This window comes from Acinetobacter sp. ANC 3781, assembly GCF_004331285.1.
Classification (GTDB): domain Bacteria; phylum Pseudomonadota; class Gammaproteobacteria; order Pseudomonadales; family Moraxellaceae; genus Acinetobacter.
Genome location: NZ_SJOH01000004.1, coordinates 45223 through 67504 on the forward strand (window position 1 = coordinate 45223; position 22282 = coordinate 67504).

General features: G+C 40.6%; 16 protein-coding genes and 1 pseudogene. 4 read left to right on the forward strand and 13 right to left on the reverse strand.

Annotation, left to right across the window (positions count from 1 at the left end; translation table 11 throughout):
* Positions 1-2 precede the first annotated feature (2 nt).
* From pstA to E0H89_RS04230, 3 genes are all read right to left on the reverse strand, one after another.
* Entirely contained in the window at positions 3-1394 is a 1392-nt protein-coding gene (gene pstA / locus E0H89_RS04220; RefSeq protein WP_131214753.1) for a phosphate ABC transporter permease PstA, read from the reverse strand.
* Positions 1391-2770: a phosphate ABC transporter permease subunit PstC gene (pstC, locus tag E0H89_RS04225; protein ID WP_131214755.1), complete on the reverse strand. Its 1380-nt coding sequence runs from the start codon at positions 2768-2770 to the stop codon at positions 1391-1393. Before pstC ends, pstA begins: the two co-directional genes overlap by 4 nt.
* Before the next feature lie 100 nt (positions 2771-2870).
* Positions 2871-3896: a substrate-binding domain-containing protein gene (locus E0H89_RS04230; RefSeq protein ID WP_131214757.1), complete on the reverse strand. Its 1026-nt coding sequence runs from the start codon at positions 3894-3896 to the stop codon at positions 2871-2873.
* 605 nt (positions 3897-4501) lie between these two features.
* Here E0H89_RS04230 and E0H89_RS04235 point away from each other — a divergent pair.
* Positions 4502-5321: pseudogene (locus tag E0H89_RS04235) on the forward strand (Rieske 2Fe-2S domain-containing protein).
* A 78-nt stretch (positions 5322-5399) separates the two neighbouring features.
* Here the strand turns inward: E0H89_RS04235 and E0H89_RS04240 are convergent.
* The 3 genes from E0H89_RS04240 to E0H89_RS04250 all read right to left on the reverse strand — a co-directional run bounded on the left by E0H89_RS04240 (position 5400) and on the right by E0H89_RS04250 (position 9843).
* Positions 5400-6770, reverse strand: a complete 1371-nt coding sequence (locus E0H89_RS04240; protein ID WP_131214759.1) for an MFS transporter — start codon at positions 6768-6770, stop codon at positions 5400-5402.
* Between the two features lie 163 nt (positions 6771-6933).
* Entirely contained in the window at positions 6934-8466 is a 1533-nt protein-coding gene (locus tag E0H89_RS04245) for a pyridoxal phosphate-dependent decarboxylase family protein (protein ID WP_131214761.1), read from the reverse strand.
* A gap of 3 nt (positions 8467-8469) precedes the next feature.
* Positions 8470-9843: a diaminobutyrate--2-oxoglutarate transaminase gene (locus E0H89_RS04250; RefSeq protein WP_131214763.1), complete on the reverse strand. Its 1374-nt coding sequence runs from the start codon at positions 9841-9843 to the stop codon at positions 8470-8472.
* Positions 9844-10315: 472 nt separating this feature from the next.
* Here E0H89_RS04250 and E0H89_RS04255 point away from each other — a divergent pair, with 472 nt between their 5' ends.
* Positions 10316-11020: an SIMPL domain-containing protein gene (locus E0H89_RS04255; protein ID WP_131214765.1), complete on the forward strand. Its 705-nt coding sequence runs from the start codon at positions 10316-10318 to the stop codon at positions 11018-11020.
* Between the two features lie 159 nt (positions 11021-11179).
* Positions 11180-11776, forward strand: coding sequence for a phosphatase PAP2 family protein (locus E0H89_RS04260; RefSeq protein ID WP_131214767.1), 597 nt, complete (start codon positions 11180-11182; stop codon positions 11774-11776).
* A 63-nt stretch (positions 11777-11839) separates the two neighbouring features.
* On the opposite strand, the gene proB is transcribed toward E0H89_RS04260, so the two are convergent.
* The 7 genes from proB to uvrB form a co-directional block, all read right to left on the reverse strand.
* Positions 11840-12973: a glutamate 5-kinase gene (gene proB / locus E0H89_RS04265; RefSeq protein ID WP_131214769.1), complete on the reverse strand. Its 1134-nt coding sequence runs from the start codon at positions 12971-12973 to the stop codon at positions 11840-11842.
* Between the two features lie 28 nt (positions 12974-13001).
* Positions 13002-14219, reverse strand: coding sequence for an Obg family GTPase CgtA (gene cgtA / locus E0H89_RS04270; protein ID WP_131214771.1), 1218 nt, complete (start codon positions 14217-14219; stop codon positions 13002-13004).
* 531 nt (positions 14220-14750) lie between these two features.
* Positions 14751-15125, reverse strand: coding sequence for a winged helix-turn-helix transcriptional regulator (locus E0H89_RS04275; protein ID WP_131214773.1), 375 nt, complete (start codon positions 15123-15125; stop codon positions 14751-14753).
* 400 nt (positions 15126-15525) lie between these two features.
* Complete coding sequence (locus E0H89_RS04280; RefSeq protein WP_131214775.1) at positions 15526-16983, reverse strand: glyceraldehyde-3-phosphate dehydrogenase; 1458 nt, start codon at positions 16981-16983, stop codon at positions 15526-15528.
* 259 nt (positions 16984-17242) lie between these two features.
* The gene (gene rarD, locus E0H89_RS04285; protein WP_131214777.1) at positions 17243-18172 is read right to left on the reverse strand and encodes an EamA family transporter RarD; all 930 of its coding nucleotides are present in this window, start codon (positions 18170-18172) and stop codon (positions 17243-17245) included.
* Between the two features lie 134 nt (positions 18173-18306).
* A complete protein-coding gene (locus E0H89_RS04290) occupies positions 18307-18894 on the reverse strand; it encodes a lipocalin family protein (protein ID WP_131214779.1) in 588 nt (195 codons plus the stop codon).
* Between the two features lie 135 nt (positions 18895-19029).
* Positions 19030-21054 carry an excinuclease ABC subunit UvrB gene (gene uvrB / locus E0H89_RS04295; protein ID WP_131214781.1) on the reverse strand — a complete coding sequence of 675 codons (2025 nt, stop codon included), beginning with the start codon at positions 21052-21054 and terminating at the stop codon, positions 19030-19032.
* A gap of 326 nt (positions 21055-21380) precedes the next feature.
* Between uvrB and E0H89_RS04300 the strand changes: the two genes are divergently transcribed.
* Complete coding sequence (locus E0H89_RS04300; RefSeq protein WP_131214783.1) at positions 21381-22169, forward strand: A1S_2505 family phage non-structural protein; 789 nt, start codon at positions 21381-21383, stop codon at positions 22167-22169.
* Positions 22170-22282 lie beyond the last annotated feature (113 nt).

Consider the following 22282-nt stretch of genomic DNA (forward strand, 5'->3'; position numbering starts at 1 on the left):
TTTTACCAGCGCACTTCAAATTTCTTGCGTAACCAGATTGCCAGACTATTTAAGCCGACCATCAGTGCAAGTAAGACAATAATTGCCGCAGCAGTACGTCCTTCAAAGAAGTTACGTAATTCATTGCCTTGCCATAAGAAAATTTGTACTGGTAAAGCAGTGGATTGATCTAATGGCGTAGCTGGAACACTCGCCACAAAGGCACTCATACCAATCAGGAGTAATGGCGCTGTTTCACCTAGGGCCTGTGCGACACCAATAATGGCACCTGTCAAAATTCCGGGAATCGCAAGTGGCAATACATGGTGAAATACTGTTTGTACACGAGAAGCGCCCAAGCCCAATGCCGCCTGACGAATCGACGGTGGTACAGCTTTAAGCGATGCACGTGTGGTGATAATCACGGTTGGGAGAGTCATCAGGCTTAATACCAGGCCGCCCACCAAAGGTGCAGAAATCGGTAAATGCATCCAGCCAATAAAAATGGCAGCACCAAGCAAACCAAATACAATGGATGGTACAGCTGCGAGGTTATTGATATTCACTTCCACGACATCGGTAATGAAATTTTTCGGTGCAAACTCTTCCAGATAAATGGCAGATGCTACGCCGATTGGAATCGAGATAAAAATTACGATCAGCATCATGAACAACGAGCCCATGATTGCACCAGCTAAACCAGAGGTTGCTGGAGAGCTGCGCGAGTCTGGATTGGTGAAAATATTGGTATTAAAGGTATTTTGAATCACGCCTTTGGCTTTTAAATCATCAGCGAGTTGACGAACTTCCGAACTTAATTGTTGCTGGTCATCCGGTAAACTTCGATCAATATTTCCTGCCAACCACACATCTACATTGGCATCAGCCAGAATATTTAAGTCTTTTTTCTGACCAATCAATGCAGGATCTGCAAGTACTAAATCACGTAAGCGGTAGGCTTCGGAGCTAGTATACAAGCTGCCAAGTTCATCACGCTGCGAGGCAATACTTGGATCTTTTGCAATTAATCCATTCACGATTAAAGCATCCCAATCCACCATCCCCATTTCAGTTTGCCATGCAATAAAGCGCTCTTGAAAATGGGCAGGAGATTCGCCTGCTTTTTTGATAGGCTTCGCGCCCGCATTAATTATGGTCGGATCAAAATAGACCGGCACCGTCATACTGGATTGCCAGAATGCCGGCAAACCCTTTGCCAAAATACTTCCGAATAGCAGTACCACAAAGAACAGACCGGTAATGACTGCAGAGAAGCCAAATATGCGAAACATTTTTTCTTTGCGGTGACGCTTTGCTAAAGAACTGGCAATCTTTTGTTTGCGTTTTTCGCGCAATTCAGCAGAAGCGCGTGGATCACGTGCCTGATCCATGGGAGATGTATTAGAAGTACTCATTCGTATTGCTCGCGATATTTACGCACGATATACAGTGCAACGATGTTCAAACCTAAAGTAATCACAAACAAGGTTAAACCCAATGCAAATGCCACCAACGCTTGTGGGCTGGCAAAGTCAGTATCACCTGTAAGTTGATTGACGATAGTAATGGTCACGGTTGAAATCGCTTCCAACGGATTGGCATGCAATAATGGACTATTCCCTGCGGCCAAAACCACAATCATGGTTTCACCAATGGCACGAGATGCTGCAAGTAAAAATGCCCCAATAATGCCCGGCAAGGCTGCAGGCAATACTACCTGACGAATGGTTTCAGACTTGGTTGCACCGAGTCCTAAAGAACCATCCCGTAGTGCGCGAGGCACCTGGGTAATAATGTCATCTGAAAGTGAAGATACAAACGGGATAATCATAATCCCCATCACGAAACCTGCGGTTAAGGCACTGGTGGCATTAATTTCTAGCCCAACGCTTGCTCCAAGCATTTTAAAGAATGGGCCAATAATCATCAGCGCAAACACACCATAAACGATGGTCGGAATTCCGGCTAAAACTTCAATCGCGGGTTTTGCCCAAGAGCGAAAGCCAGATGATGCATATTCAGCCAAATAGATTGCAATCATCAAACCGACTGGTACTGCGACTAATAAAGCGATACCACTAACCATCAGCGTGCCCCAAAGCAGCGGCAACAAGCCATAACTACCTTCAGCATTTCCTGATGTACTAAAACCCGGATTCCATTCTGTTCCAAAAAAGAAATCAAGTGGACTGACGAAGTTGAAGAAGCGCATAGCTTCACTAAACATCGACATTACAATACCGATGGTGGTTAAAATAGCCACCCCAGAACATAGGGCTAAAGCGACATTAATGGTTTTTTCGACCTGATTACGTGCACGAAATTGTTGGGCTACACGTTTTTTTGCCAAAACCAGACCCGCTAAAGCGGCACAGATCACCACTGCCAATTTAGCAAAGGAACTGATATTTTCAATTTTTGCTAGTTGTTGTGCTGCTGCAATTTCATATGCTGCTGCTTGATCACTCACACCAAAACCAGAAGCAATGGCCTGCACACGATCAATTAAAACTTCAATACTTGCCTGATCTAACGTCGCTGCAATATTTGCAGGTATATTCGCTAAAACCACGTGTCGCAAGATATTGGGTTCAACAATATTCCAAACCAATAAAATTAAAAAAGCAGGGATACCACACCATAACGCCACCAATGCACCGTAATATCCGGGGCGTGAATGCAATTTCGCAGAGTTATTTCCCTTACCTGCTAGGTTACGACTTTTAGATAACCCGATTTGATAGGCTACAGCGATCAACGCCAATAACACACCTATAAGTAGCAGATTCATGTATTCTCCGGCATTTTTTCAATTTTCATGCTTTGAAAACCTTGTCTTTGCAAAAAAGCCGATGCTAGGAAGTCTCCTACCATCAGCTCATTTATCCTAATTACTTAACCGCTTTAGCTGCTTTTAAATCTGCAAGATTTTTTGCGCGTTCTTTATCAGACATTGAAATCAAACCCGCTTTTTCCAGCTTAGAACCTTTACCTGAAACTTTTTTACTTAAGAAGTATTCAGAATATTGTTGTAGGCCTTTGATTGATTTAAGGTGCTCACCTTTCACATAGAAGTACAATGGACGTGATACTGGGTAAGAACCATTCAAAATCGTTTTTTCTGATGGCACAACATTGTTTACTGTCGCTACGCGTAATTTGTCACGGTTTTGATCATAGAAACCTAGACCAAATACCCCTACCGCACTTGGAGAAGTTTTTAAACGTGCCAGTGTTTCAGTATAGTCGCCTGCAATTTCAATCACTTTGCCGTCTTTACGGAAAGTAGAACATGCTTTTTTCTGTGCATCTTTATCTAAATTTTTGAAGTATTCGTAAGATTCACAACCTGCTTCAACCATTTTTTCCTGGAACACTTCACGTGTACCGTGGTTAGAAGCTGGAATTACCAATGTAATTGGTTCATTTGGAAGTGATTTGTCAATTTGATTCCAACGTGTATACGGGTTTGCAACCAATTTACCATTTGAAGGTAATTCTGCTGCAAGTGCTGCAAATACATGTTGTGGACGAAGTTTATAAGCGGCCTTCTTTGAGTTAGACGCAAATACAATACCGTCATAACCTACTTTAACTTCAATCACTTGATTCACGCCTGCTTTTTTACATGCAGCTAATTCAGAATCTTTAATTTTACGAGATGCGTTGGCGATGTCGATGGTGTTGTCACCCACGCCTTGACAGAATTGCTTCAAACCGCCAGATGTACCCCCAGAACCTACAACCGGTGTTTTAAACTGCGGGAAAGTGTTACCAAATTCTTCTGCTACAATACTTGCGTAAGGCAGTACAGTTGAAGAACCAGCGATTTGGATGGTGTCACGAGCTGCATTTGCTGTTGTTGCTACAGCTGCCCCAGAAACTGCTAAAGCAAGTGCAATATGATTTAAGCGCATTCTTTTCTCTCTTCATTAGATGCAATATTGAAGTACGCTACTTTTTGTAAAGTGTTGTACTTTTTCGATAGTTGCATTTTGATTTTATAATATGACAAAGAAGTTACAGCTATGTGACGTTTTTATGATAATTGATATGAACATATTCCTATAATTATAAATATATAAAAATCAGTTAATAACCTCCCATTTAATATTATAATTTTTTTATTTTTGAGCTGTTATTATTGTAATAATTCATTTACTGTCATCAAAAATCATTGCTTATTATTCCATCATTGATTTGTTCGTCTGACCATTTTGATCAATTTATCAGATCCTTTTACGTTCAATTATTCACCAAAGTGCCTGATTCAATTTTTACATACAAAAAAAGAGCCCTATATAAGGTATCTTTTAATAACACTCAAATGACTCTGTTCAACCGTCTATATCTACAAATCACACATCGCAAATAAGCATTATTGCGTATGTGCATTTCATTTATTAGATTTTTGACAGATTCACCGTTCTAATTTTCGCAATCCAAGATCCAATTAATTGAAATTTCAAAGAACAGTGCTTTGTTTTATATTCAAACTCAAGATCAAAAAAATGATTCAGTTATGAATAGTAAAAACATTGCTACTTTTAATTCTGATTTACCCGTACATATGACATTTGCAGAACAGGACTGGCATTTATTAGCCAAACATTGGTATCCGATTGCCCGTGCCAGTGATCTTACTGATTAACCCATAGGCACCCTGTTGCTAGATATGCCCCTTGTCATCTATAAAATGGATGACCAGTTAATTGTTGCCAAAGATGCCTGTCCTCACCGGGGTGTTCCTTTAAGCTTGGGCAAAAATGATGGTCAAGGCGTGGTCTGTCGTTATCACGGTTTACGTTTTGGCAGTGAGGGTAAATGCAACCGCATTCCTGCGCATCCACAACACAAAATTTCCGATCGCTTTCATTTACGCACTTATGCCTCTGTTGAAAAATACGGTTTGATTTGGTGCTCACTGACTGCAGCACAGAATGCTGAACCGACGATCCCCCGGGTGCCGTTTTGGGATGATGCTGAATACCAGCAACTGGTTTGCCCAAAAACCAATATACAACGTTTTGCTGGTCGGCAAATAGAAGGTTTTATGATGTAGCTGATTTTGCTTGGGTACGTTCCACTACTTTCTCCGATGAAAGCGCGTTCGACAGGGCTATTTGCTCCAACTTTTCGAAATTATGACAAAGACTTACCAGTTGAAAATGCATATGACTTTAACTTAAAAATTTTCGAGGAAGATCGACCTATCGCTGAAAATCAGAAACCTGAAATTTACGTTTGATTGATCAATAGAGGTAGATTTCCCTTGGGAAGGCAGTTCGAGTATATATCTGAAACTTTTGAGAAAGGTGAGATTTAGTCTACTTACAGCTTAAAAAATAAGCTATATATAGTCAATGAGGTCAGATCTGACCTCATTGACCTGAATTTAATATTTTAATTTCGCCTCATGCCTAGTGGGAAATTTCTGCACAATCAGTTTGAGCCTTTTGAAGAGGCATTTGATATTTGATTAAGAAAACGCAGCATAATGCGATAATTAAAGGAACACCCAACGCATAAAAATAACCTGTCACACCATAGCTGGTTAAAACAATCCCACCAATGGCTGAACCAATAATTGCCCCCATCCGGCCCATACCAATAGCCCAGCCCGTCGCTGTCGCTCGAACTTGGGTTGGATATGCGGCAACCACCAAATAATTCAATGCCAGTTGCTGGCCTCCAATACCAAATCCGGCCAAGGCAATCAGTGCAAAAACATAGCCCCATTGCTGAGTTTCGATCAGTAATCCTAACCCTATGACCACAGCTACTCCAGTGAACAGCATAAAAGTTAATATTTTGGCTGTATTTAATTTAGGTAACCAATAAGCCAAAGGAATAGCAAAAATAATAAAGGACGCATTTATTGTGACGGAAGCATAAGGCGCTTGTTCAGGTGCCAAGCCTGCCTGTTTTAAAATAGTAGGTAACCATGATAACAACATGAACCAAGCGATCCAGTTAAAGAAATATGTTCCCCATACGCCAGCTGTGGTACGAGCTAATCCATTCTGGAACAGAATACTTAATTTTGCTTTGCTTTGATCTGCCGGATTCGCTGTGATCAGGTCTGCCTGTGTGAATGAGACAGCTTTAGGAGAAATTTTATTCAGAATTTTTTGTATAGTGGCAACATTAGAGACACTATTTTTTTGTGCCATATATTCTAAAGATTCAGGCAAAACAAAATACAACACAATCAGTAAAACAAGAGGGAGTACTCCCCCAATCATATAAATTCCCTGCCACCCCACTACAGGTAACATTTTTGCCGCCAGTAGCCCGCCAAACATTGCCCCTGCAGGTAAAGCCAATAATACCCCTGTAGTAACTGTGCCTTTAAAGCGTTGGGGTGAGTATTCTGCAGCAAGTGCCAACAATACAGGTGTTGCCCCTCCCATTCCTAAACCGGCAATTACTCTTAAGATAAATATTTGTTCAACATTGCCGACAAAAGCCGTGAGAAGCGTAGCACTAGAAAAAATAGCTGTGCAAAACAGTAAGGTCTTTCTGCGCCCTAATTTATCGCCCAACAACCCTAACAACATAGCACCAACTGTCATTCCAACAATTCCGGCAGTCAGAATGGGCGCTAATGCTCCCGGTTGTAAATTAAAATGCTCTAACAAGGCTGGTGCTGTAAATGCGATCGCCTGCGTATCGAAACCATCAAACAAAGCAATAATGAAACAGAGTAAAATAACCATCCATTGATAAGGCGATATTTTCTGATCTATCACCTCTTTGATTAACGACTTTCCTTGTTCCACATTCTCCATGTTCCACGTCCTTTTTCTCTTATCTTTCCTACTTTAGAAACTGCAGACAAGAAGATCAAAGACTAAAAAGGTATGTATTTATGCATTAAACGAATATCTTCTCTACTATTTTTAAGTATAAAAAAAGGAGATCTATTGATCTCCCTTTTTATGAAAACACTTATTAATCAAGCGCAGTCACATATGTACCATCAGCGATCGGACCTTTAATACGATCAGCTTCAGCTAATACCAGATCAAGCAAGTTTTTCACGTTTTCCAAAGTCGCGACTGGACTTAAAGTGGTCATCTTCAAGGATTGATTTTGACCTACTTTAGTGACCCCAATGTTCGCTTCACCACGTGCAAACAATTCATCTGCAACGTTCTGGTTCAGTGTATCAAGCAATTCTGCCGGATAACCTGCAGGAATTACACGGAACAATACAGACGCAAATTGCGGATCAACCAGCATCTCTAAACCATCGGTTGCATTGATGTAATCAGCCACTTCACGGGTCAACTTCACACCATGGTCGATCATTGAACCATAAAGCTCTTCACCTAATGCTTCAACTGTCATCCACAATTTCAATGCATCAAAACGACGCGTGGTCTGCAATGACTTAGATACCAAGTTCGGCACACCGTGTTCTTCATCATAAGCAGAATTTAAATACTCGGCTTCATAATGCATGAAACGGTAGTTCGCTTCATCTTTCAACAAGAACGCGCCACACGAAATGGTTTGGAAATAATGCTTATGGAAATCGAGCGTAATCGAATCAGACAACTCGATTCCATCCAGCATCGAACGATAGTCATTCGATAAAATCAGTGCACCACCCCATGCTGCGTCGATATGCATCCACGCGCCGTATTTGTTGGTGATTTCACGGATTTCTTTTAATGGATCAATTGCACCGGCATCGGTTGTACCCGCGGTCGCAACCACACATGCAACGATTTTGCCTTCTGCTTGCAGGCGAGCCATTGTCGCCTCAAGAGCAGTCACATCCATCTGTGCATTGTCATTTACAGGAACAGTGACTACAGACTGGAAGCCCATGCCCATCATCGCCATGTTCTTTTGCACAGAGAAATGTGCATTTTCAGAACAGATGACTTTGACGTTACGCATTGCATCGCTTGGAATACCATCGCGCTGAACAGACCATGGCTTGCCGTTTTCGTCTTTCCAGTTTTTCGAGATGCAAGCATCACGTGCAAGCAAAACGCCCATCAAATTCGATTGTGTACCGCCCGAGGTGAATACACCTGCCTGACCTGCACCATAACCAACCTTTTGACGAAGCCAGTCGATTAACTGAACTTCCATCAATGAACCTGCAGGGCTTTGATCCCATGAGTCCATTGATTGGTTGGTTGCGTTAATTAAAACTTCAGCAATTTGACTGGTCACCATAGTTGGGCAGTGCAAATGTGCTAAAGAATGGGGATGATGTACTTTAAGGCTTTTGTTTAAAAACAGTTCAACCATGCGCTCAAGCGATTTATGCACGCCCAAGCCTTGTTTAGTGGCATTAAAAGAAATTGCATTGCGCAAATCTTTAATGCTACCACCGGTATACATTTTATCGTTATGCAACCATGCTGCTACAGCTTTTGTAGCCTCACCCATTGCTGACTCATAGTCAGCAATAGATTGAGCATCATTGCAGAGTAACGCTTTACGGTGTTCTGCAAAATCTACCATATGTTATGCGCCTCGAGTTGCAACAAGAGCTTCAGCCACTGCTTTCTTAAAGCGAGCAACAGCTTCAACACATTCATCATGTGTGATAATCAATGGGCAAAGTAAACGAATCACTGTACCGTTACGACCGCCCTTCTCTAACAATAATTTGTTATCGAAACATGCGGTTTGAATTGCAGCCGCCAATTGCGAATCACCTGGTAATGAACCCATATGATCTGCCTTTTGGCGCTCATCCACGATTTCAACACCAATCATCAAACCACGGCCACGTACGTTACCGATACATGGGAATTCTACCGCTAATTTTTTAAATTCAGCTTGTAAGAAATCACCACGTTCCTGAGCATTTTGCGCAAGATTTTGTTCTTTAATGGTGTTGATGGTTGCAAGACCAGTACCCATCGCCAATTGGTTACCACGGAACGTACCAGTGTGACCAGCAGGCTGCCAAGCATCAAACTTACGTTTAATCCCCAGTACTGCAAGCGGTAAGCTACCACCAACAGCTTTAGACATCACCACAACATCAGGTTCAATGCCTGCATGTTCAAAAGCAAACATTTTGCCAGAACGTGCAAAGCCAGCTTGAACTTCATCAAGAATCAACACAATGTTGTGCTTTTCAGTCACTTCACGGATTTTCTTTAACCATTTAACCGGTGCTGTTACCACACCGCCTTCACCTTGAATCGCTTCAAGAATGACTGCTGCAGGTTTGGTTACACCACTTTCTACATCTTCAATAAAGTTTTCGAAGTAGTAAGTTAAGGCATCTACACCTGCTTCACCACCAATACCCAATGGGCAACGGTATTCATGCGGATATGGCATAAACTGTACGCCAGGCATTAAGCCATTCACCGAATTCTTCGCAGATAAGTTACCTGTCATGGCCAAAGCGCCATGCGTCATTCCGTGATAACCGCCGGAGAAGCTGATCACTGAACTACGACCTGTATAGGTTTTTGCTAATTTAATTGCTGCTTCTGTGCCATCTGCACCAGACGGACCACAGAACTGTAAACAATACTCAGCCTTACCACCCGGTAATTGCTCAAGTAAAGCTTCAGTAAAAGCATCTTTTAAAGGTGTTGTTAAATCCAAAGTATGCAATGGGAGGCCACTTGCAAGTGTATCTTGGATACTTTGAATGACCGCAGGATGGTTATGGCCCAAAGCCAATGTTCCTGCCCCAGCTAAACAATCGAGGTACTCTGTACCTTCAACATCAGTAACCCAACATCCTAAAGCTTTTGCTATCGCTAACGGCAATTTACGAGGATAGCTACGAACATTGGATTCCATCTGGCTTTGGCGAGTCAAATAGTATTCGTTAGTAGAATTAGGGGCAGGATTTACAGAAGAAACGCTCATATCGAATTACCATCTCTGATATGGGTTGATAGAAATAAGTCGGGTGACTTGCGGTCCTTTGACTCGGTGCTTTATAGAATCTAGCTAGACATGAATTTGTTTGTCATAACTAAAGGGCGGATGATACCGACTTTTTTTGAAAAATAAACAACTTTCGGTACTTTATCTGCCCTAATTCATCGAAAAAAATATCAAGCTAATCTATAGGTTGAATTATCATCTTACATTGTGACAGGGGAAAGAAAACCTTATTTTCTTATGCTTTTATGGGTAAAGTCGTGTAATAAAGTAAAACTTCTTGCAAATTAATTTATAAGTGTATAATTTTTCGTAAATTTTATAAATAAAAACGCATAGACTTTTTAAGTTTGCTTTTACAATCCCACCACAAACTCTACTAAAATTCACCATAAACACCCTTTAATATCATCAGTATAAATTCGAATTTTGCTTACAAGAACAGGTCAAAAAAATGCGTTATTTAACTCTCTCAACTTTAGTGTTAGCCTCTGCTTTCAGTGCAACTGCCTTTGCTCAACAAAATGAACAACTTAATTACAACGTCATCAATGTACAGGCAGAAGCAGCCCGTAAAGTGTCGAATGATGAAATGCATGCGGTTTTATATATTGAAAAAAGCAACAAACAACCTGCAGAACTTGCATCACAAATCACACAACTAATGAATCAAGCTATGGCTTTAGCGAAGAAATATCCGCAAGTCAAAGTAGAAACAGGTTCTCAAACCACTTATCCAATTTATGATAACGAGAATCGTAAATTGAAAGAATGGCGTGGTCGTGCAGAAATTCAGATTGAAAGTACTGACTTTAAAGCAGCCAGCCAATTGATTGGTGAGCTTCAACAAAACTTCCAGACACAATCGATTAATTTTAGCGTTTCAGATGCGCAACGAAAAAAAGTAGAAAATGAACTGATGGTTGAAGCGTCTAAAAACTTTCAACAACGTGCACAAATGCTCAGTCAGGCGTGGAATAAATCAGGTTATAACCTGATTAATCTCAATTTGAATACCAGCAATCAATATCCGCAGCCCATCATGATGCGTGCCAGTATGGCTAAATTTTCAGGTGCTGAAGCTGTAGATGCTCAAGATGTTGCAGCGGGTGAATCTAAAATTACTGTAAACGCCAATGGTGCGATTCAGTTTAAATAATTGAATCGTGATTTAAATAAAAAAACCGTGTCCATACACGGTTTTTTAATAAGCTAAATATATTATGTACAACAATATGACGACAAACCGGTCGCGTGTTTCATTTTATTTTTCTTGTAAAATCACGCCATCCTTACGCTGTGATCTCGCCATTCTTACATGTCCGTTGAAAGTTTAAATCTTGATTTGTTTAGCCTGCTGAATGTCCCACAACAGGCTTCTCCTGTGATAATGCACTACGCGATTTTTATCGCCCGTGATTTAGTTTATCTGCTGCTTGGCTACTTTACCTTGTTTTGGTTTTATGCCAGTAAAAACTCAAAAGCCCTGATTCTAAAAGCCTTTATATTTTGTTGTATTGCTCTTTCAATTAGTGAATTGATGTCCTATCTGGTACAAACTCCACGCCCTTTCGTGATGCATGTCGGTCAGACTTTAATTGCACACGAAGCAACAGGGTCGTTTCCCAGTAATCACATGACCATTTTTAGCAGCATTGCATTTGCTTACTATTTCTCGGCACGGCGGGACATTGGCAAATTATTACTTGCGGTCGCTTGGCTAGTCGCATGGTCACGGATCTATGTGGGGGTACATTTTCCAATAGATATGGTGGGTGCCTTTATTTTGTCTTGGATGGTGAATCTTGCAGGCTTAAAACTATGGAATCATTATCAGGAAAAACTGATGTCTTGGGTGATGTGGATTTATCAAAAGTTGTTTAATTCACTGATTCAAAAAGGTTTGATTAAGTAATTCAAATAAAAAATATATAAAAAATCCCACTCTAAAGCGGGATTTTTTTATTAGGAAAATCTTTTAGTAAATCGCCATATGATTGCGATGAATCATCTCGAGTGAACGTGCTTCACCTAAAACTTGATGCACTTTATCGGAAGATAAACCCTTCACAATTTCAGCAGAACGCGAACTAAAGTTGACCCGACCAACCGCAACACGACCGCCCTGTGAATCAACACATTCAACCACATCACCACGCTCAAAATGTCCTTCCACCGCTCTCACCCCAACAGGCAATAAACTGCGATGATTTTCTTTAATGGCTTTTACTGCACCATCATCCAAGACTAAACGCCCTGCAGTTTGCAGATGCGCAGCCAACCACTGCTGATGTGCGGTAATACGGTCATTGTCAGTAATAAACAATGTTCCGAGCAATTCACCGGACATTAAGCGCGCAAGGACATTGTCACTTTCACCACTTGCGATTAGTGTTGGACAACCTGATTTGGCTGCCAAGCGTGCCGCACGAACTTTAGTCAACATACCGCCACGACCGAATTTTCCGCCACCACCCGCCATCTCAAATAGGCTTTCATCCAGAGCACGCACTGTATGGAACAGCTTTGCATTTGGATTAGAACGCGGGTCAGAGTCAAACATGCCTTGCTGATCAGTTAATATAATCAACAAATCTGCATGAACCTGACCTGCCACCATAGCGGCTAAAGTATCGTTATCGCCAAAACGAATTTCATCCGTCGATACCGTGTCATTTTCATTAATGACTGGAATCACTTTCCAGTCAATCAAGTTTTGTAATGCATCGCAAGAGTTTAAGTAACGTCTACGATCCGCCAAGTCATCATGCGTCAATAAAACTTGCGCAGTTCGAATCTGATGTTTCTCAAGTACGCTCGACCAGGTATGAATCAGGCCCATCTGACCAATGGCAGCACACGCCTGAAGACTGGGTAGATCAGTGGGTCGGCTCTCAAGTTTCATACGAACCATGCCTTCAGCCACAGCACCGGATGACACCAGAATAATCTCGTGTCCTGCATTGTGTAGATCTGCAATTTGTTTCGCCCAATGCGAAATTGCATCCAAATCTAAACCTTGCCCATTTGCTGTGAGTAAAGATGATCCGATTTTAACAACGATTCGTTTACAACCCTTGAGCTGACGTTGCCCATCTACCACTTCTATCATCTTGTCCTCAGTACTCTATCCCAAGAGCTTAACGTACGTAAAACACTTCCACATCGTTATCGTCGTCTTCATCATCATCTTCATCGTCTTCAGCCAATAGACCAGCAAGACGTTGTTGACGACGCATTTCACGATAAGCTTCTTTCGCTGCAATGGTCTGCTCACGTGTTTCAGCTTCCAGCTGATCACGGAATGCTTTCATTTCTGCTGCGTATTCTGGATCTTCAACTTCGCGTTCACGTTGTTGTTCAATTTGATCCATCAAGTAATACACGACATCTTTCGTGCCTTCCGACATTAAGCCAGAAGTTTTGAATACTGGACCTTGCCACTGCATTTCTTCCAGAAGATGGTTACACCATTCTTCCTTGGTGTCAGGATCAAGCTGGTCAACTTTGTTTAATACCAAAACCACAGGCAATTTAGAAAGCGTTGGAGAAAATTTCTCTAACTCTTTTAAAATCGCTTTTGCATTATGGGCAGGATCTGAGCCATCAATCGGTTGTACATCAACAATGTGCAACAAAATACGGGTACGTGCCAAATGTTTAAGGAAACGAATACCCAGACCGGCACCTTCTGAGGCACCTTCAATTAATCCCGGAATATCTGCCATGACGAATGAACGATGGCTATCCGCATCTACTACACCCAGGTTTGGAACCATGGTAGTAAATGGATAATCTGCAACTTTAGGTTTTGCGGCTGAAACAGCACGGATAAATGTTGATTTACCGGCATTTGGCATACCAAGTAAACCCACATCCGCAAGAACTTTAAGTTCTAAACGAATTTCACGGTATTCACCTTTGGTCCCCGTGGTGCATTTACGTGGCGAGCGATTTGTAGATGATTTGAAATGAGTATTACCCAAACCACCTTCACCGCCTGCTGCCACCAATACACGCTGACCATCAGTGACCAAATCACCGATGATATCACCGGATTCTGTATCAACAATTGTTGTTCCTACTGGAACCTTTAATACGGTGTCTTCACCGCCACGGCCTGAGCAGTTTGCACCACGACCATTTTTAGCACGTTCTGCACGAAATCTACGTGTATAACGATAATCTACAAGAGTGGTAGTGTCGTTACCAGCTTCAACATAGATGTTACCGCCACGACCACCATCGCCACCATCCGGACCGCCAAATGGTACAAATTTTTCACGGCGAAAACTGGCTACGCCATTGCCACCGTCGCCAGCCTCTACGGTAATGACTGCTTCATCAACAAAGCGCATGCTGCCAATCCTCTAAATACTTTAAAACCGCATATTCTGCCATATTTTACAAAATTTCTCGAATAGAATTATTCAGCATTGCATGATTTTTAGCATTGTTCAGATGAATTTGACTTGAACTGGGCTCATATTGCTTAGCTGAGTTCAATTATTCACTCATAAAATTAAAAATAACCATACACTTACCTTTATTAATCTGATTTTTAAATTAAATTTTATCTATTTTCTTAAATTATTTAAAGAAGTCTCAATCCAAACTTTAAGTGCACAGATTTGAAAAAATTGATAAAAAATATAAAGCGGTATTTTACATAATTATTTTTAAATAACTTTCCTCTGCTTTTAAGATTCCCTTCTTATGTGTCGTGAAGTATAAAATTGCCGTCTAGATTTTTAAAAAGTTTAATAAAAAATAAGGTTCCTTTTATCATTTTTTAAATTCACCCTTGAAGTTATTCCAACAAATAGACTCTTTTAGATTAAATCTCTTCACTTAGATAGGTCATAAGGCATTTAAATGACTCAGTATTTTTATTTAGCAACAGGTTGTTTATTTTCTAAAATCTCAGGTAAATTTCGTTCAATCCAGCCCGTAAGCATTGTCATTTTTTCAGCTGCCTGCGCCCCCAATATCGTCAACTGATATTCCACTTTAGGCGGTACAACCGGATAAACCGTACGAATCAAAAAACCATCTTTTTCCAATACCTTTAGCGTTTGCGCCAACATTTTTTCACTTACCCCTTCAATACGCTGCCTTAACTCGCTAAAACGATGCACTCCCTCACTTAAACAGCGTAAAACCAACACAGACCACTTGGTGGTTAAATGTTCCAATATTTCACGTGAAGGGCAATCAACGGATAAAACTTGTCCAAGTAAATGACTAGTTGCGTAGGTGCTCATCCATGTTCTCCAATTTTATTATTAACTTACTTTTATATATATACTTACCTTAGGCAAGCTACTATAACTAGATAAGTTATTCAAGTATATAAAACCATCAATTTACCGTTTTTTAGAATAATAAAGATTATGAGATATAAGATTTAAAAGAATGCCTGGTTAACAAAAAATGTGATTATTTTAAAATAGTTGAGTTAATCAAATTTCATAAAAGAAACTCAAAACCGCCTCTGTCTAGATCACAAAGCCTCTTAATGACTATTTGAAAGAAAAATCATATTTATTCAAAAGCGAATGGAGTTAATTTAAATGAGAAAACTTAGATAACAGCTCAATTTTTAACTTTAGAAAAACAAAAAAAAAGAGCCTCAAATGAGACTCTTTTTTACTACTTTACAAATTATGCATTTGTTTCAGCAGGAACTTTTGGATAGCTTACGCCACACATTTGTTCAGCAATACGCAATACCTGGCAGCTATAACCCACTTCGTTATCGTACCAAACATATGCTGTTAAGCGAGTACCTGAAGTGATTGTTGCTTGCGCATCAAATACACCTGCAGTACGCGAACCGATAAAGTCACTTGACACAACTTCAGTCGAATTTGTATAACCGATTTGACCTTGAAGGCTTGAGTTGATTGAGATTTGACGGATGTATTCGTTTACTTCTTCACGATCAACTTCTTTCTCAAGGTTTAAATTCAGAATAGCAAGCGATACGTTAGGGGTTGGAACACGTACAGAGTTACCAGTCAACTTGCCTTTAAGTGCAGGAAGTGCTTTAGCAACTGCTTTCGCAGCACCAGTTTCAGTAATCACCATGTTCAAAGTCGCAGCACGACCACGACGATCTGCCTTGTGGTAGTTGTCGATCAAGTTCTGATCATTTGTGAAAGAGTGAACAGTTTCAACGTGGCCATTAAGCACTTTGTATTTGTCATCTAACACTTTTAATACGGGCGTAATTGCATTTGTTGTGCAGCTCGCAGCAGAAATGATTTTGTCTTCATCCAAAATGTCAGTATGGTTTACGCCATACACTACATTTTTCATTTCGCCTTTACTTGGAGCAGTCAATACAACACGAGCAACGCCTGGGCATTTCAAGTGTTCAGCAAGACCTTCAGCATCACGCCATTTACCCGTGTTATCAATCACTAAAGCATTATTGATACCAAAAGCAGTGTAATCCACTTCAGCAGGGCTTGAAGCGTAAATAACTTTAATGAAGTTACCGTTGGCAATAATTGCTTCATTTTCTTCATCTACAGAAATTGTGCCTGCAAATGGACCGTGAATTGAGTCACGACGAAGCAAAGATGCACGTTTTTCCAAATCACCGTCAGATGATTTACGAACAACAATGGCTTTTAGGTTTAAACCACGACCCAAACCTGATTGACCAATGATCAAACGTGCAAGAATACGACCGATACGACCGAAACCATAAAGAACCACATCTTTAGGTTCAACATTTGCAGGATTGCCTTCTAAAGATTTAACAGCATCTGCAACAAATGCATCGATGTCGCCGCCTTTTTCTTTAAATTCAACCGCAAGTTTACCTAGATCGATTTCAGCAGAACCAATTTTCTCAACTTTAGCCAAAGCTTCTAAAATTGGGAAAGTGTTAACCACAGAAAGTTCAACATCCATCACACGTGTACGACGGTGTGCTTTTAAAATCTGGATAACTGAACGGTTAACTAAAGAACGACCGAATACAGAAGTCACGATATTTTTTTCACGATACAACTGACCAATTAAGGCAATCATATGTTCCGCGATTTCTTCACGGTTTTTCCAGCGACCTTGGTGATCTGCATGTAGGGCGATGATAGTGTCTTTGCTCACAGATACGTCCTCTAATTAATTGTATATCTAGGCATGAATTTCAAAACCCCACAATTGTAAAGGAATTATCAGGAAGTTTGAATCAAAAGCTGATTTTAACCCGCAAATTTTGCTATATATTCACTATAAACAGATAAAATAATGATAATTATTTTTATAATATTCATATCGAAAGCCCTATGCCCTCATATTTAATTCCAAAACCATAAATTTGGTTTAAATTTTGCTTTATTCCTCAACGGTCAAAGCATGAAAATGATTATTTTAAGCGATCTTGATAATTTTCCAGATTTTGAGCTAAAGCTTTCCGTTTCTGCTGTTGCTTAGCCAAATGAATTGAACCTTCTAATACCAGCAGTAACACCGCCAACCAAATTGGAATATAGGTCAACCATTCTGCCGTTTCTAACCTTTCCCCTAAAGCAATCGATGCAAAGGCAAGTAATACAGGTTCTAAATAGCTTAACAATCCAAATATAACAAAAGGTAAATAACGGCTCGCCAGAATATAACTCCCTAATCCCAAGGCACTTAAAAAGCCTAACCCTAAACCCGCCCAGATTAGGTAGGGAAATTGCCCAATTAAAGCCAAAGAGTCGCTATACACGGTGGCTAAATAAATAGCGACTGGCAGGATTAAAAATAAATCCCACCAAAAACCACCCAAATGGTCAGTTTTAAAAGCCCGTCTTAAAAAGAAATAAATCGGATAGGCCACGGCCACATATACCGTTTCCCAGGCAATACCGCCGATACGCCACAATTCATGCCCTACACCAAGACAGGCAAAAAGAACTGCTGCAATCTGCCATCTGGACAGTTTTTCTTTGTAGAGCACACAACCGATCAGCACCATCACCAGTGGCAATAAAAAATACCCCAAAGACACTTCCAGTCCCCGGCCATTAATCGGCCCCCATAGGAATAACCAAAGTTGGGTGGTACATAAAATTGAACTGATAATCAGCCAGATTAAAAAAGTCGGTTGCTTAAAAATCCGTTTAAAAATATCTGCGACATGTTGTAAATCTCCGGTCCACCACATAAACAAAGTTAAAAATGGTAATGTAGCCAACATACGCCAAGCAAAAGTTTGTTCGCTATCAAGCGGTTTTAAGAATTGGGTATAGAAATACAAAACCCCAAAAGTGACCGATGCCAATACCGACAAAGCTACGCCTTTATACATCTTGTATCTCTGGATTTATCTCGCCGGCATTATAAACATTACACTCCAAGAAAACTTTATAATTCACTCTTCAATTTAACCATTCAATAAAAAAACCATGCCGAAGCATGGTTTTATCCGTCAATATTTTAAGATTATTTCTGGGTTTGTTTGGTATGAATCACATCACTAATGTCATAACCAATAGATTGGGCATAATCCAGATATTCCTTGACCACTGCTTGATCTAAATGTGCTGAACGGGACAGTACCCACAGATATTTACGGCGTGGCTCACCGACCAATACCGTTTGATAAGCATCGTCAATTTTTAAAATCCAGTAATCACCACGTCCTACCGGCAACCAGCGAACAGATTCCGGTAAGAAACTGACTTTCAACTTGGTATTAAATGGCGCATTTTGAATGAATGCCTCACCGACAGAATGGTTTAATTTTCCATCTTTACTATAGCAGCGATTATCTACCCCCACATTACCATTTTCATTTAAGGTATAAGTAGCAGTTACATCCCGATCACACTTATTTTGAAAGTACATCGGCTTACGCGCAACTTCATACCAAACGCCTAAATATTTATCTAATTCGACTTTCTCGACAGTATGCAAAGGCTTGCTTTGTGCATAAGCCATGGTTGCCATACCCAAGCCAATGAGTACGGCTCCGCCTAACGCAATTTTAGCCAGTTTAAAGCCGGCTTTAGGAAGATCATTCGTTGTCATAAAGCTACCTTTTAAGTCAAAATTTAAGAGTTATAAAGTGAATCTCAATTTAAAAATAACCATTCCAGCTGAGTGATACTGTAGTGTTATGTAATGATTTTGCAGTAAAAAATTAATTTTCTACTTCATTCCTACTTAACTTAGCAGCTGTGCTTTTAGGCGGACAATCTCATCGCGCAGTCGTGCTGCCTGCTCAAACTGTAATTCTTTCGAGGCTTTTAACATCTCTTTTTCCAGTTTAGACATGTGCTTCGCCAGCAATTTAGGATCGGCCAGAATATGACGTTCATCAGCACTTAAAGCACGGGCCTGATCCGAGATATTTTCATCAATCTGATCATCAGTCAGTACTTCGCCGGTATCAATATCTTTATTGTTTTGACGCTTAGTGCTGCGCGGCGTAATCCCATGTAGCGTATTGAACTCGATTTGCTTAGCGCGACGTCGGTCAGTTTCATCAATCGCTTTTCGCATGGAATCGGTGATACGGTCAGCATACAAAATTGCTTTACCCTTCACATTACGCGCGGCACGGCCAATGGTCTGAATCAGTGAGCGTTCTGAACGCAAGAAACCCTCTTTGTCAGCATCCAGAATCGCCACCAAAGACACTTCCGGCATATCCAGACCTTCACGCAGCAGGTTAATCCCCACTAGCACATCATGCACACCGGAACGTAATTCATGAATAATCTTTACTCGCTCTACGGTATCGATATCTGAATGCAAGTAGGCGACTTTCACCCCGTATTCTTTTAAATACGAGGTTAGATCTTCCGCCATACGTTTGGTGAGAGTAGTCACCAAAACACGTTCATCTAAATCTTTACGCAGATTGATTTCAGACAGTACATCATCGACTTGGGTCAGCACAGGACGAATTTCAATTTCAGGATCGACCAGACCGGTTGGACGAACCACCTGCTCTGCAATTTGCTCAGATCTTTCCAGCTCATATTTTGCTGGCGTGGCACTGACATAAATGGTGGTCGGAACTATGCGCTGCCATTCTTCAAATTGCATTGGACGGTTATCCAGAGCACTCGGCAAACGGAAACCATAATTGACCAGATTTTCTTTACGTGAACGGTCACCTTTATACATCGCACCAATTTGCGGAACCGTGACATGCGATTCATCAATAATCAGTAAAGCATCATCCGGAATATAATCGAACAAGGTTGGTGGTGCTTCACCCGACGGACGACCAGACAAATGACGTGAGTAGTTTTCAATACCGTTGGTATAACCGAGTTGTTGCATCATCTCAAGATCGTAACGGGTACGCTGTTCGATACGTTGTGCTTCAAGTAATTTGTCATGCTCGCGAAAGAAAACCAAACGCTCTTTCAGTTCTTCACGAATAGTGCCAATGGCACGCTGCAAGTTGTCTTTTGGGGTGACATAGTGACTTTTTGGATAAATCGTCACACGCGGCACTTTACGTACCATTTTCCCTGTTAATGGATCAAACCAGCGAATGGAATCGACTTCATCATCAAACAGTTCAATACGAATTGCATCCTGATCCGATTCGGCCGGAAAAATATCCATGATTTCCCCGCGAATACGATAAGTACCGCGTAAAAATTCAAGTTCATTGCGGGTATATTGCATCTCGACCAGACGGCGAATAATGTCATCACGACTGATTCGGTCGCCCTGTACAATATGCAGCAGCATGCTCATATAGGCATTGGGATCACCCAAACCATAAATGGCAGAAACGGAAGCCACAATAATGGCATCGCGACGTTCTAGTAATGAACGCGTGGCCGAAAGACGCATCTGGTCAATGTGATCATTAATGGCCGAATCTTTTTCGATAAAGGTATCGGAAGATGGCACATAAGCCTCTGGCTGATAGTAGTCGTAATAACTGACAAAATATTCAACTGCATTATTCGGGAAAAATGACTTGAATTCGCCATACAACTGGGCTGCCAAGGTTTTGTTGTGCGCCATGACAATGGTGGGGCGTTGGGTCTGGGCAATAACGTTGGCCATGGTATAGGTTTTCCCCGACCCCGTTACCCCTAATAATAACTGGTCGTGATAGCCTTTTTGAATACCTTTGACTAATTTCTCAATGGCTTGCGGCTGATCACCCGCAGGTTGATAGCTGGTCACTAACTCAAAAGGTTGTTGACTATCCGACATATTTTTCAGCTTCTATACAATAATACAATTCCAATAATATGAGGGCTAAAGCTCAACATGCAATATCGGGATATTTATATTTGTGTATTTCTCAGCTTTAAATCTTTAATCTTCCCTTTTCTTCTTTTATGTCTTAGCAGGCTTAAATCACAAGAATAAAGCGGGGTTGCTAAATGAACGTGTCTGAGCAAAGCTAATTAAAACAGGTCAAAAATTTGATCTTCATTTATGATCGGTAGACTAAATTTAAAAATACTGATCTTTCACTTGACCATCTGCTCTTTCAATTGCAACATGAAGAAAGACCATCACGATTGTATTCGCTTATGTCATATCACTATCACGATGAAAATATTATAAAAAGCTTACCTGAAGATACTGTATTTGTGTTTGGCAGTAATATGGCAGGACAGCATGCAGGTGGAGCTGCACGTACTGCGCTTGAGCACTTTGGTGCAATCACAGGTATTGGTCGCGGCTGGTCAGGCCAAAGCTATGCTATTCCAACCATGAATGAGCATCTGCAACAAATGCCTTTATCGCAAATTCAGCATTATATTGATGATTTCAAAATTTATACCAAAAACCATCCCAAGACCACGTATTTTATTACCTCTATTGGCTGTGGGATTGCCGGCTATAAAACTGAAGAAATTGCACCCATGTTTAAAGGCATTTCACATAATGTGATTTTTCCAAGTTCGTTCCGTCCTTTTGTAGAAAGAGCCTTACCTAAACTGACCCGTCATTTCTTAAGAACGGTTTTTACCGATGACGTGATTTTTTCCACCCGTGATGATGACGTTGTTACTCATCTAGATTTATCAGAGAGTGAAAAAAGTGCAGCAAGGATTATTTTAAATACAGAAATTTACCCAACCGATAGTAACGGTCGTGATCGTAGTTTTGAAGTTTCAGATATTTTGCATGTCTTAAACGGGAAAATATTTGAATGGCAAAGTAACTCTGAAGGTCCAATGCTGTTCGGTGGCGTTATTTTAGCTTTACTCGAATTATATAATATCAATGAAAAAGATTTTATAGATGTTTGGCAAGGCGAGCGGGAAATTCCTGCACCAAAACCGGTAAATAAAGCCCGCAAAAAAAATCGCTAATTTTTAATTTCAATAAAAGAAGCCAATTTATAAGTTGGCTTTTTTAGTAAAGAAAGAGAATATTTTGTGACTTAATCATTATTAGTAAAAAAATATTATTTTACCTATCACAT

Excerpts from the sequence above, each read along its gene's own strand:
- E0H89_RS04230 (WP_131214757.1), bottom strand. The coding sequence starts at position 3,896 with ATGCGCTTAAATCATATTGCACTTGCTTTAGCAGTTTCTGGGGCAGCT.
- pstC (WP_131214755.1), bottom strand. The coding sequence starts at position 2,770 with ATGAATCTGCTACTTATAGGTGTGTTATTGGCGTTGATCGCTGTAGCC.
- proB (WP_131214769.1), bottom strand. The coding sequence starts at position 12,973 with ATGATAGAAGTGGTAGATGGGCAACGTCAGCTCAAGGGTTGTAAACGA.
- E0H89_RS04255 (WP_131214765.1), top strand. The coding sequence starts at position 10,316 with ATGCGTTATTTAACTCTCTCAACTTTAGTGTTAGCCTCTGCTTTCAGT.
- cgtA (WP_131214771.1), bottom strand. The coding sequence starts at position 14,219 with ATGCGCTTTGTTGATGAAGCAGTCATTACCGTAGAGGCTGGCGACGGT.
- E0H89_RS04260 (WP_131214767.1), top strand. The coding sequence starts at position 11,180 with ATGTCCGTTGAAAGTTTAAATCTTGATTTGTTTAGCCTGCTGAATGTC.
- E0H89_RS04300 (WP_131214783.1), top strand. The coding sequence starts at position 21,381 with ATGTCATATCACTATCACGATGAAAATATTATAAAAAGCTTACCTGAA.
- pstA (WP_131214753.1), bottom strand. The coding sequence starts at position 1,394 with ATGAGTACTTCTAATACATCTCCCATGGATCAGGCACGTGATCCACGC.
- E0H89_RS04245 (WP_131214761.1), bottom strand. The coding sequence starts at position 8,466 with ATGGTAGATTTTGCAGAACACCGTAAAGCGTTACTCTGCAATGATGCT.
- E0H89_RS04275 (WP_131214773.1), bottom strand. The coding sequence starts at position 15,125 with ATGAGCACCTACGCAACTAGTCATTTACTTGGACAAGTTTTATCCGTT.
- uvrB (WP_131214781.1), bottom strand. The coding sequence starts at position 21,054 with ATGTCGGATAGTCAACAACCTTTTGAGTTAGTGACCAGCTATCAACCT.
- E0H89_RS04290 (WP_131214779.1), bottom strand. The coding sequence starts at position 18,894 with ATGACAACGAATGATCTTCCTAAAGCCGGCTTTAAACTGGCTAAAATT.
- rarD (WP_131214777.1), bottom strand. The coding sequence starts at position 18,172 with ATGTATAAAGGCGTAGCTTTGTCGGTATTGGCATCGGTCACTTTTGGG.
- E0H89_RS04250 (WP_131214763.1), bottom strand. The coding sequence starts at position 9,843 with ATGAGCGTTTCTTCTGTAAATCCTGCCCCTAATTCTACTAACGAATAC.
- E0H89_RS04240 (WP_131214759.1), bottom strand. The coding sequence starts at position 6,770 with ATGGAGAATGTGGAACAAGGAAAGTCGTTAATCAAAGAGGTGATAGAT.